This window comes from Carnobacterium sp. (assembly GCF_040274425.1).
Map to the genome: position 1 here is coordinate 1 of NZ_JBEMBC010000079.1, position 12,838 is coordinate 12,838.

General features: G+C 34.1%; 9 protein-coding genes. All 9 read right to left on the minus strand.

The window, feature by feature from the left end; genetic code table 11:
* The coding region (thrS, locus tag ABS911_RS12250; RefSeq protein ID WP_350467798.1) for a threonine--tRNA ligase at window positions 1-1,457 on the minus strand (1,457 nt) is incomplete at its 3' end.
* A gap of 387 nt (window positions 1,458-1,844) precedes the next feature.
* Window positions 1,845-2,774 carry a primosomal protein DnaI gene (gene dnaI, locus ABS911_RS12255; protein WP_023177289.1) on the minus strand — a complete coding sequence of 310 codons (930 nt, stop codon included), beginning with the start codon at window positions 2,772-2,774 and terminating at the stop codon, window positions 1,845-1,847.
* 2 nt (window positions 2,775-2,776) lie between these two features.
* On the minus strand, window positions 2,777-4,225 hold the full coding sequence (locus tag ABS911_RS12260; RefSeq protein ID WP_023177288.1) for a replication initiation and membrane attachment family protein: 1,449 nt from the start codon (window positions 4,223-4,225) through the stop codon (window positions 2,777-2,779).
* A gap of 24 nt (window positions 4,226-4,249) precedes the next feature.
* Entirely contained in the window at window positions 4,250-4,717 is a 468-nt protein-coding gene (gene nrdR, locus ABS911_RS12265; RefSeq protein ID WP_023177286.1) for a transcriptional regulator NrdR, read from the minus strand.
* A gap of 163 nt (window positions 4,718-4,880) precedes the next feature.
* Window positions 4,881-5,492 (minus strand): dephospho-CoA kinase, encoded by a 612-nt coding sequence (gene coaE, locus ABS911_RS12270; protein ID WP_023177284.1) that lies wholly within the window; start codon window positions 5,490-5,492, stop codon window positions 4,881-4,883.
* 16 nt (window positions 5,493-5,508) lie between these two features.
* Complete coding sequence (gene mutM / locus ABS911_RS12275) at window positions 5,509-6,348, minus strand: DNA-formamidopyrimidine glycosylase (protein ID WP_023177282.1); 840 nt, start codon at window positions 6,346-6,348, stop codon at window positions 5,509-5,511.
* 67 nt (window positions 6,349-6,415) lie between these two features.
* On the minus strand, window positions 6,416-9,076 hold the full coding sequence (gene polA, locus ABS911_RS12280) for a DNA polymerase I (protein ID WP_350467799.1): 2,661 nt from the start codon (window positions 9,074-9,076) through the stop codon (window positions 6,416-6,418).
* A 328-nt stretch (window positions 9,077-9,404) separates the two neighbouring features.
* A complete protein-coding gene (gene murC / locus ABS911_RS12285; protein ID WP_350467800.1) occupies window positions 9,405-10,733 on the minus strand; it encodes a UDP-N-acetylmuramate--L-alanine ligase in 1,329 nt (442 codons plus the stop codon).
* Window positions 10,734-11,150: 417 nt separating this feature from the next.
* On the minus strand, window positions 11,151-12,838 hold a 1,688-nt coding region (locus ABS911_RS12290), incomplete at its 5' end, for a DNA translocase FtsK (protein WP_350467801.1).

The window sequence follows — 12,838 nt, forward strand, 5'->3', positions numbered from 1 at the left end:
AGAGTTTCTTCAATACCAATAGCTGTTTTTACTAACACATCTAGTTTAGGGCCGTAAAAAGCTGCTTCTCCTTCTGCTTCAAAGTATTCTAATTCCATGTCATCCATAGCTGCTTTAAGCATTGTTTGAGCTTTTTCCCACATATCATCATCATCAAAATATTTTTCTGTATTATTAGGATCGCGATAACTTAAACGGAAACGATAATCAGTAATATTAAAGTCGCCATATACAGCTAACATTAATTCCAATGTACGTTTAAATTCTTCTTCAATTTGATCTGGCCGTACGAATGTATGTCCATCATTTAAAGTCATTTCACGCACACGTTGCAATCCTGATAATGCCCCACTCTTTTCGTAGCGATGCATTTGTCCTAGTTCAGCAATCCGAATTGGCAATTCACGGTAACTATGCACATCATTTTTGTAGACCATCATATGATGCGGGCAGTTCATTGGACGCAAAACAAGCATTTCTCCATCTCCCATATCCATAGGAGGGAACATATCTTCATGATAGTGATCCCAATGACCGGATGTTTTATATAAGTTTACATCAGCCATAATGGGTGTATAGACATGTTGGTAACCTAAACTGATTTCACGGTCAACGATGTAACGTTCAATTGTACGACGGATTGTAGCGCCTTTTGGCAACCAGAAAGGCAATCCAGATCCAACTTCAGGCGAGATCATGAATAAGTCTAATTCTTTTCCTAATTTACGATGATCACGTAATTTAGCTTCTTCACGCATTTTTATAAACTCTTTTAGATCTTTTTTATCAAAAAAGGCTGTCCCGTAGATACGTTGCATCATTTTATTATCTGAATTCCCTCTCCAATAAGCACCAGCAAGAGATAGCAGTTTAAATACTTGGATACGTCCAGTTGAAGGAACATGGACACCACGACATAAATCCACAAAGTCACCTTGGTCATATACCGTGATCTTTTCTGATTCTGGAAGATCTGTAATCAATTCTACTTTGTAAGGATCATCTTTGAAGATATCTAACGCTTCTTCACGAGTAACTTCTTTGCGAACAATGGGGTTATTTTCTTTTACAATCGCCATCATTTCAGCTTCGATTTTAGGAATATCTTCATCTGTTATTGGTGCTTCAGAATCTGTATCATAGTAAAATCCAGTTGAAATAGCAGGGCCCACTCCAAATTTTATATCTGGGTATAAACGGCGTAAAGCATTAGCCATTAAGTGAGCAGTTGAATGACGCAAGATTTGCAAAGCATCTTCATGATCAGGTGTGATGATTTCAATCTCACCATCTACTTCAATTGGGCGTACTAGATCCACTAATTCTCCGTTAATTTTACCGGCTAACGCTTTTTTAGCTAAACCTTTGCTGATACTTTCAGCAATATCCTTTGTAGAAGACCCAATTGGAAAAGATTTTATTGCTCCATCTGGAAAAGTAATATTAATTTCTGACATAGTCTATTCCTCCATATTCTAATTTTTAAAATACCATCTTTGTTCAGCTAGAAAATAAAAAAAGTCCCTTCTATAGTATATTAAATACCATAAAAGGGACGTTCATTACGTGGTTCCACCCAGATTCAGAATTTAGCAAATACACTAAATCCACTCTAAGCTGTTAACGCTAGCTAAACGACCAACTGCTAATTCGACAAACGGTTCACAGTGGCACTCGAAAGGGGTCAAAACAAGAACGAAATTAGAAAACTTTCAGCAGATGTTTTCTTCTCTAAAAAAATCGCAACCAAGTTTTGGTGTCTTTCTCAATGATTTATCTTATATCTATTATTAAAGCACTTTTTGTTCATGATTTCAAGGAGAGTAGCCATATTTTTTATTTTATTAGTGAGTGTGACGTCGATTCGTTCCAGTCATCTTAACTTCTTTTGCTAAATAACGAACTCTTTCCATGATTCTTTTCGCTTTTAGCGGCTCATCTTCGCCTCTTTGTGTGACTCTTAAATGTTCTTCTTCAAGCTGTTTCATATCGAAGTTGGAAGAGAAAAAAGTAGGCAGCTGTTCTTGCATGCGATATTGTAAAATAACGCCTAATACATCATCGCGTATCCAACTCGACATAGAATCCGCACCAATATCATCTAACATTAATATAGGTGCTTTCTTGATAAACTCTAGTTTTTCACCTGTATTGTTCTTACCAATAGATTGTTTCATTTCAACTGCAAATGATGGAAAATGCATTAAAGTAGAAGGGAACCCATTTTTAGCCAATTCATGTGCTAGCGCTCCTAACAAATAAGTTTTACCTACACCAAATGATCCCTGTAAATATAAGCCTTTATGAAATTCTTTGGGCTTAGTTAAATAAGCATCAATAAAATCATAGACCTCTGAAATAGCATATCGGCGTTCATCTGTTAAATCAAAATCTGCTAATTTAGCATTTCGTACATCTTTAGGCATATCCATTGAATAAATCCGATTTTTGATTTCTAATTCTTTTTGTTTAGCGATCAATTCAGCCGAAGGTACATAGGTCACGTCAATGTAATGATAATTTAAAACTAATTTAGGATGGTAACCAGGAGCCATCATACCTTCTTTTAATTGAAATTTCTTTTTTTCTTGTACATATTCATATAATTTAGCATAACTTTTAACAATGGCTTCATCATCCAATTTTTGACGATTGTCTGCAATAAATTGCGTCACATCGGGATCATCTAAAACTTCTTGAATGAGTTCTTCATATTTATCCGTTAAATTTCGATCTTTGATCATTCGCGTCAAGCTTTCACCAATATCCTCCATTATTATTCACCTTCTTTGCCAAAATTTTGAATTCTTTTCAACCGTTCCATAAACGCTTGTTTCTCTTCTTCACTCATCGGTTTTTCTTCCATTTGGTTATTTTCTGCTTTGGCCCAATCTGGAAGAGTTTCTTTTCTTATCGTGGTTTGATTATTGTAATTACCTTTACTTCTGTTTTGTGTGTAAGTCTTATTACGATTTTCTTGTTGTTGTTTTTTTTCAGCATTTTCTAAATACATTTTTTTAACCTTTTGAATCGCTTCTTCAGGTGCTACTACCTTTTCTTGCGCCCAGTCATTGGCGATCTTATAAGCTAATTTTTGGTCAAGCGTTGGGTTGTTTTTCACAACTAAAATATAATGAATCAAAATATTGATCACCGCTGTTGGTAAATTAGCTTTCTTCACGATTTCTTCTAAAGTCCATTCTTCAGGTTTTGTTACAAAACCGCCTTTTTGTTCTTTAATAGAATTCATAAAATCATAAGGGCTTATTTGCTCACTTACTTCGATGACCGCAATATCTTCTTTAGTTAATCCCTTTTTCATAAGATCATTTTCACGCGTTTTTTGCTGATTTACATCGATCTGGATATCTTTTTCCACCACGTCTTTTAAAGAAATATTTTGTTGGTTTTTATTATGATAATCATCATATACTAATTTCTTTAATTTTTTTTCATCAATGGTTCCAGTTTCAATATCTGATGCATTAAGAATAAATTGTTGCATCGTTAATTCGTCTAAACCATATAACGTGTGCAATACAAGAATCGTTTCCTCTATTTCTTTTGTAATGGAAGAACGATTGATGTATTGCTGATTTAAACCTGAATAAAAAAATTTCAAATCAAACGTTTTCGGATCAACTTTTGGATTAGAATTGGCTGTTTTCCCAATATATGAAACAGGCTCTTTTAAAAGTTCCTTTTCTCTTTTTAGTAATTCAGCGTCAAACTGAAACACGTCTAAAAATGACTTAGTGATTTCTTGAAATTTCTGTTTGTCTATCTTTTCTACAATGAATCGTTTTCTCAAATTTTTAAATTTTCGTTCGCCAACTCTTTCTAATAACAATAAACTTAATAAATCATCTTTGAAAAATACCTCACTAGTTTGAGGAGCTTGCAATTCATAGATCGTTAATTTAGTCGTATCTGTTTGGACATAGGTTTTAAGGAGACCTATCGCTTCTAACTTGATCCTAGCTTGATAGAGTTCAGGGATACCGATATTTAACACTGTCAGCAATTCCGAATGCAGAATTCCTTCACTCCAATATTTTTCTTCTTCTATTTCAGTCCATAATGTCATATAAAGGCTATATGCAGCAGTGCCAATCAAAGGTTGATACAAAAAAGTGAGAATTTTTTGATCAATATCCGATAGTAACGCATTTTGTTTTACTAAAAACCCATCTTTAGGACTTAAGTTTTTCCATGGATATCCCAAAACGATTCACACCTTTCTGTCTCACTAATTTTTTTCAGCTTTTTTTCTTTCAAATTCTTGAAGTTCTTTAAGAAAGACACTCATATCTTTAAATTGACGATAGACACTAGCAAAGCGGATATACGCTATTTCATCTACATCAGCTAATTTTTCCATAATGTATTCTCCAATAATAGCAGAAGAAACTTCATTTTCGCCTAACCCTCTGATTTGATTTTCTACTTCATCCACTATTTTTTCAACTTGTTCCATTGCTACAGGTCGTTTTTCACAAGAACGAATCAACCCTCTTAAAATTTTTTCACGATTAAATTCTTCTCTGGTTCCATTTTTTTTGATCACTAAAAGAGGTGTTTTTTCAACCCGTTCAAATGTAGTAAATCGAAAACTACAGGCTTCACATTCTCTTCTTCTACGAATGGCACGTCCATCATCTGCTGGACGACTATCGACAACTTTAGAACCATTATTTTGACAGCGTGGACATTGCATTATTATCATTCCTATCTTAAGTGCGTCTTATCTCTGCACTAGTTTTGTACACAGTTATTTACATTATTATACCATACAACAATCACAGATAAAACCGGTTAAAATCGGTAAAAAAGAGCAAAGAATAAAGCACTGATACTTTATTCTTTGCTCTTTTCAATTTTTATTTTATGCATGAATTGGGTTTTATTTTTTCAATCCACTTTAAAACTTGTTTTTTTGTATGTTCAACTGTCCCATTATTATCAATTATAATATCTCCCAGAGTTATTTTTTCTGAAATAGACAACTGAGCAGCAATTTTTTGCAATGCTTCATTTCTTTCTATTCCATCTCTTTTCATTAAACGGTCTATTTGAGTCTCCGGTGTTGTAGCTACTACCATGATTTGATCAACATCATCTTTATATCCAGATTCAAAAAGCAGAGGAATATCTAATACAATAACAACAGGATGCTGTTTTAAGTAATCATCTTTCTTAGTCATAATCCATTGCCGTATGTGTTGAGATAACATTTCGTTTAACTGCTCTCTCTCTTTTTCATCATTAAATACGATTTTTCCCAGTTCAGAACGATTTAAAGTACCATCAGGTAGAATAATTTTATCACCAAAATAGGCTTTTAATTTATTTAACCCTTCTGTGCCAGGTTCTACTACTTCTCTAGCACCAATATCTGCATCTACAACAGGGTAACCCTGTTCCTTAAACAATTTACTAACAGTTGACTTGCCAGTAGCAATACTGCCAGTTAGCCCTAAAATTACAGTCATATTATCCCCTCTTTATTTAGTAATCACTGTCTAATTGCTGGCAATTAGGACAAAAATGAGTTCCTCGTTGAGCTACTTTTATTTTTTCTATAGGCGTTCCACATCGAATACACGGACTTCCTTTTTTACCATAAACCGCTAATTTCACTTGAAATGTCCCAGCATCTCCAAGTGCATTTTTATAAGTGCGAATCGTCGTTCCACCAGCTTTTACAGCATCCCCTAAGACTTTGATAATGGATTCATGCAACCTTGAAACTTCATTTTTACTTAAGCTATTTGCAGCTCTCATCGGATGGATCTTAGCTACAAATAAAGCTTCATCTACATAAATATTTCCTAATCCAGCTACAATTGTTTGATCCAATAACAGAGGCTTAATAGACCGTTTTTTAGTTTGTAGTGTAGTATAAAATGTCTTTCCATCAAAAGCTTCTTTAGTCGGTTCAGGACCAAGTAGCCTTATACCTGTCGTACTAAACTCTTTTCCTAAAGGAACAAGTGTCATCCGACCAAATTTCCGTACATCCAGATAACGTAAATCTCTTCCGTCTGTTAAATGAAAAACGATATGTGTATGTTTTTTTAAAGGTGCTGTTGAATTTTCTACCTCATACTTACCTTCCATACGCAAATGAGAAACCAAAGCCCAATGTTCAAAACGGAAAATAATGTATTTTCCTCGTCTATCAAACTCTATGATCGTTTCTCCAACTAAAAGCTGTTTAAATTCTTCGCTATCGATAGATCCAGCAACGATACGGTCCCAATAAACATCTACTGATTGAATCGTTGCGCCTAATACAAGTTGTTCTAAACCTTTTCTAACCGTTTCAACTTCTGGTAATTCAGGCAAATTTTTACTTCCTTTCTATCTAAAAAATGTTTCTGCTATAACTGAACATAGCAGAAACATTTCCTTCTTATTTCGCTTCGTACCAGCTTTTCCCGCTGTTGCTGTCTACTTTTAAAGGAACAGATAATTCTACTGCACCTTCCATAACTTGAATCACTAGTGCTTCAAGTTGTTCAAGTTCTTCTTCAGGCGCTTCAAAAATCAGTTCATCATGAACCTGTAATAGCATAGTTGCTTTCATATTTGATTCTTTTAATTTTTTATCCATTTTAATCATAGCAATTTTGATGATATCTGCTGCACTACCTTGGATTGGTGTATTGATAGCCGTTCTTTCAGCAAATGACCGTAAATTAAAGTTTCTAGAATTGATTTCTGGCAAATAACGGCGACGTTGGAAAAGTGTTTCGACAAAACCTTTATCTTTTGCTTCTCTCACAATATCTTCCATATACGTTTTAACGCCTGGATATTTATCAAAATACGTATCGATAAATTTTTGTGCTTCTTTTCGGCTAATTCCTAAATTTTGTGATAATCCATAGTCACTTATACCATAGACAATTCCAAAATTAACGGCTTTAGCTCTGCGACGCATCTCTGAAGAAACTTCTTCGGGAGAAGTGATTCCAAATACTCGCATGGCAGTACTTGAATGAATGTCTTGTCCCTCAATAAAAGCTTCTTTTAACAAAGGATCATTTGATACATGTCCCAACACACGCAATTCAATTTGTGAGTAATCGGATGCGAATATCTTCCATCCTTCATGACTAGGAACAAAAGCTTGCCTAATTTTTCTACCTTCTTCTAATCGAATCGGAATATTTTGCAAGTTTGGTTCCACAGAACTTAAACGACCCGTTTGAGCGATTGTTTGCATATAACGTGTATGGATTTTCCCCGTGTTTTTATCAATCACTTTCAATAAACCTTCTATATAAGTGGATTGGATTTTCGCTATTTGTCGGTAATCTAAAATATGTTCTACGATCGGAGCTTGTTCTCTCATTTGCTCTAAAACATCAACCGCCGTTGAATAACCTGTTTTTGTTTTTTTTATGACAGGATAACCCATCTTCTCAAATAAGATTACACCTAATTGTTTTGGCGAATTTAAATTAAATTCTTCTCCAGCCAATTCGTATACACGCTGCTCGATATCCTTTAACCGAACGGCAAATTCTTCTTTCATTTCCATTAACCTTTTGTCATTCACTTTTACCCCAGTAAGTTCCATCTCAGCCAATACGATGGATAAAGGCAATTCCATTTCATTGAATAACTCAGTCTGCTCATTTTTTTCCAAATTGTCATTTAATTGTTTGCTTAAAATACGTATAGCTTTTACTTTTCTTGCAACATGATCATATGTCACTGTTTTATCTTCTGGAATGCCAATTTTAGCGCCTTTTCCGTAGACACTTTCATCAGAAGAAACCTCATAATAGTCATGTTCTGTGGCAACTTCAGATAAGTCTTTGCTGTTGTCTTTTGTATTCAACAAATAAGAAGCTAACAAGATATCAAAATTGATTGAATTCATCTCAACTTGTTGTCTCTTCAAGGCGACATAAGTTCTTTTAGCATCAAATACCTGTTTCTTAGCATCCAATTTCTTTGCCCATTTTTTAAACTCTTCTGATGCAAAAACTACTTCAGGTTCTGAAATATAAATTTGTTCATCATTGCCCCAGCCTATACAAAAAATTGGCGAAGTGTGGTAATTATCACCTATTAATTCTACATAAAGAGCCATATCATCGCTAAACATGCTCTCTGTAATTTCTGTAACTACTTTATAGGAGATCTCTTCTTTTTGATTGTTTTGTTCAGCATCATATTCAGTAGTATCCAACTTGCTCAAATGAGAATTAAAATCCATTTCTTTATAGAAAGCAATTAATTTTTCCATATCAGGTCCAGAAAAAGCTAAATCATCAATACCAACTTTTATTGGAGAATCAGTATTGATCGTTGCTAACTTTTTGCTTAAAAATGCCGTCTCTTTTTCATTGATAAGATTCTCTTTCATCTTACTTTTCTTTAATGCATCAATATTTTCATAGATTCCTTCAACAGAACCGTATTCTTTTAGCAATTTAAGAGCTGTTTTTTCACCAATCTTTGTTACACCAGGTATATTGTCAGAAGCATCTCCTGCTAACCCCTTCATATCAATGATTTGCAACGGGCTGATACCCATCTCCTCTTGAATCGATTCAGTTGTATATTCTTTTAATTCACTGACACCTTTTACTGTAATATCTACTCGCACATTTTCTTTTGCTAGTTGTGTTAGATCTCGATCTCCAGAAATAACGACTACATCGTACTCTGCCGGATCAACTTGTGTTGCCAGAGTTCCAATAATATCATCTGCTTCAAAATTTTCTAATTCGTAATGTTTAATTCCGAATCCTTCTAATAAATCTCTTAAGTAAGGCATTTGTTCGGAAAATTCACCTGGCGTCTTAGACCTACCAGCTTTGTAATCATCAAAAAAGGCATGACGAAATGTCGTGTTTCCTGCATCAAAAGCCACTAATGCATGAGTCGGTTTTTCTTTAGTTAATACACTATCAATCATATTATGGAATCCATACAATGCATTAGTGTGTAAACCATTTTTATTTTTCATTCTTTCTAATTGAGAATGCAATGCAAAAAAAGCTCTATACGCCACACTATTTCCATCAATCAATACTAATTTTTTCTTATTACTCATATTAAAGCTCCTTTTAGTTTCTGCTTTTTAATTATCTTATTTTATGAACCATTTTAATCAAACTTGTCATTATTATTCTAACAAAAAAATTGGTAGATAGCGAACTTGCTTATCATTCTGATAAAATTCTATTCGTTGTTTAAAAGATTAAAATGAAACCTAAATGAGCTATTCCTTTTTTAGGTTTTGACGTCATCTTTTTAGCGTCTTTTAGACTCGGTTTAATTTTAAGAACAAAAGATAAAAACTATGTTACATCTAAAATCGATAGCTAATATATGATGGTGTAAAAAAGGTCTGAGACGATTTTTGTCTCAGACCTTTTTTGCTATTTTGTTAATGACGAATGACTTAGTAATGTCTCGTATGCTAATTCAAATTTTTGAACATCACCTGCGCCCATAAAAATAGCAACAGCATCATGATGGCTCAATAATGGCGACATATTTTCTTCACTCAATATAGTCGCTCCATTATCAATTTTATTGACTAAATCTTGTATTGTTATATCTCCTTGATCTTCACGTACTGATCCAAAAATATCACACAAATAAATAGAGTCAGCTAAATTCAACGATTCTGCAAAATCACTTAATAATGCTACTGTTCTAGTGAATGTGTGAGGTTGGAAAATAGCAATAATTTCTTTATCAGGATATTTTTGACGTGCTGCATCAATTGTCGCACGGATTTCAGACGGGTGGTGTGCATAGTCATCGATGATGACCATATCTAACATTTGTTTTTCACTAAATCTACGTTTGACACCTTTAAATGTTTTTAAGTTCTCCATTACACCCTCTTTATCAATACTTTCATATTGACAAATTGCGATTACGCTAAGTGCATTTAATATATTGTGTTTACCGAATGTTGGAATTTCAAAATGACCATAAAATTCGTCTCTTACATATACATCAAAACTAGAACCTGTTGTTGATCGGGTCATATTTTTAGCTTGGAAGTCATTGTGATCTCCAAATCCATAATATAAAACAGGAACATTCGCTTGAAGTTTTTGTAACTGCTCATCATCTCCACAAGCTACAATGGCTTTTTTCACTTGATTAGCCATTGATTGGAAAGCATCAAATACGTCATTGATACTGCTGTAATAATCAGGATGGTCAAAATCAATATTTGTCATAATAGCATAATCTGGACTATAGGCTAAAAAGTGACGACGGTATTCACATGCTTCCAAAATAAAGAATTCTGCATCAGGGACTCCATGGCCAGTGCCATCTCCAATTAAGTAACTTGTCTCTTTAAGTGAACTTAAAACATGCGCCAATAATCCTGTAGTACTTGTTTTCCCATGCGAACCTGTCACGGCTACACTGGTAAATTGTCCAAGAAATTGTCCAAGAAAATCATGGTAGCGAATAACCGTCAGGCCTAATTCATTTGCTGCAACAATTTCTTCATGAGTATCTGGAAAAGCATTTCCAGCAATAATAGTTAAACCTTGGTGAATGTTCTCTTTATTAAAGTTTAAGATAGGAATTTTAGCTTCTTCAATATTTTTTTGGGTAAAGAAATATTTTTCTATATCAGAGCCTTGAACTTTAAATCCTTTATCGTTCAAAATCAATGCTAGAGCGCTCATGCCTGAGCCTTTAATACCAACGAAATGATAAATTGTTTCTTTATTCATTACTTTATTTCCTCCATATTCATACTTACGCTTTTTTTATAGTAGTATTTGAAAGTGACTATTTTTAGTGTGTCTTGTACCAATCTAAATATTTATAGTTAAATAAACAAAACGATACAATAAAATAAGCCATCATCATTTTTTCACCATTAGATGAGATGATTCGCTTATTACTTGTTGGAAAAGACAAATTTACAACGAATTTAGTATACCATGAATTAATTTAATAGCCCACTTAAAATGTTCATTTTCCTCTCACTCTTGGCAGAATAAACAATTGACAACGAATTCAATTAAACAATTGACATAGATTTTTAATAGTATCTTTTGAATATGAACTAAATACAAGTGTAATTTAAATAAAAATCAAAAAACCAAGAGAATAAACGAAGCTTCTCTTAGTTTTTGTTTAGCAATTTATAAAAATTTTTCTTCGTAGTCAGCTTTTGTTAAAAATACTTCTCGTGGTTTTGATCCTTTGTGACCAGATATAAAATTTTCATTTTCTAGCGATTCAATTAAATTGGCTGCTCGATTAAATCCAATTTTAAATTTTCGTTGGAGAGCAGATGCTGAAACCTGTCCTTCTGAAACAATGAAAGGAAGGACATCTTCAAATAATTCATCTTTTCCCTCGACCGATTCTAATTTCATCATCAGTGATTCCGGTTCAAATAGATAATTTGCAGATCGTTGGTCTTTCACATGTTTAACAATACGCTCTATTTCTTTTTCAACATACGTTCCTTGCACACGAATTGGGCGTCCTGATCCATTTTCTTGGAACAACATATCTCCTCTTCCAAGTAGTTTTTCAGCTCCACCTGTGTCTAAGATCGTACGTGAATCAACTTGACTCGATACCATAAAGGCTACCCTAGTCGGAATATTATTTTTTATAGTTCCTGTAATAACATCCACACTTGGACGTTGTGTAGCAACAATTAAATGAATTCCTGCTGCTCTAGCTTTTTGAGTAATTCTAGCAATTGAATCTTGTACATCGTTGCTAGCCACCATCATCAAGTCAGCCAGCTCATCAATGACAATGACAATATAAGGCATCTTCAACCCAAAATCTTCATGTTCTTCAGCTTTTTCATTAAATCGTTGGATATTACGGACACCTGCTGCAGCTAATTTTTGATAGCGTTCTTCCATTTCGTTTACTGCCCATTTTAAAGCTTCACTAGCTGCTTTAGGTTCAGAAATGACTGGTGAAAGAAGATGAGGAATTTCATTATAAGGAGCTAACTCAACTGCTTTTGGATCAATTAAAAGCAATTTCACTTCACTTGGTGTAGCTTTATACAGCAAACTCACTAAAAGTGAATTGATGAAAACACTTTTACCTGAACCTGTTGCTCCAGCAATCAATCCATGTGGCATCTTATCAATAGTAGAAACAACAGCTTCACCTGCTATATTGACTCCAATGGCTACCGTTAAAGGAGAAGTACTTTCTTTAAACTCTACACTTTCCATAACTTCTGAAAGCATGACCGGTCTTGATTTTTTATTAGGGATTTCAATTCCAACTGAACTTTTTCCTGGAATCGGTGCTTCAATACGAATATCCTTTGCAGCTAATGATAGTTTTAAATCATCGGACAGATTGGTTATCTTGTTAACTTTTACTCCACGACCTAATTGAAGTTCAAATTGAGTAACTGCTGGCCCAATTGTCCAACCTATTACTTGAGCATGGATATTAAATGCATCTAGAGTTTCATTTAATATTTCGGCTTGTTCTAGCACCCAGTCATCAATTGCATTCGGTTCGAGCATTACAGGCCGAAGTAAAAGATCTTGTGATGGAAACATATAATTTTCATCATATATTTCGTCAATTTCTTCGATTGAACTATCTATTTCAAAACCAATTTCTGTCGCATCTTTTACTTCTGTAATGGTTTCTACTTCTTTTTGGACTCTACTTTCTAACTCAGGGGTAGAAAATCTTTCTTCAGCTACATTAACAGTACTTTGGCTATTATTTTCCATACTACTGTCATTAATTGGTGTTTCTGGTGTTTCTGGTGTTTCTGGTGTTTCTGGTGTTTCTGGTGTTTCTGGTGTTTCTGGTGTTTCTGGTGTTTCTGGTG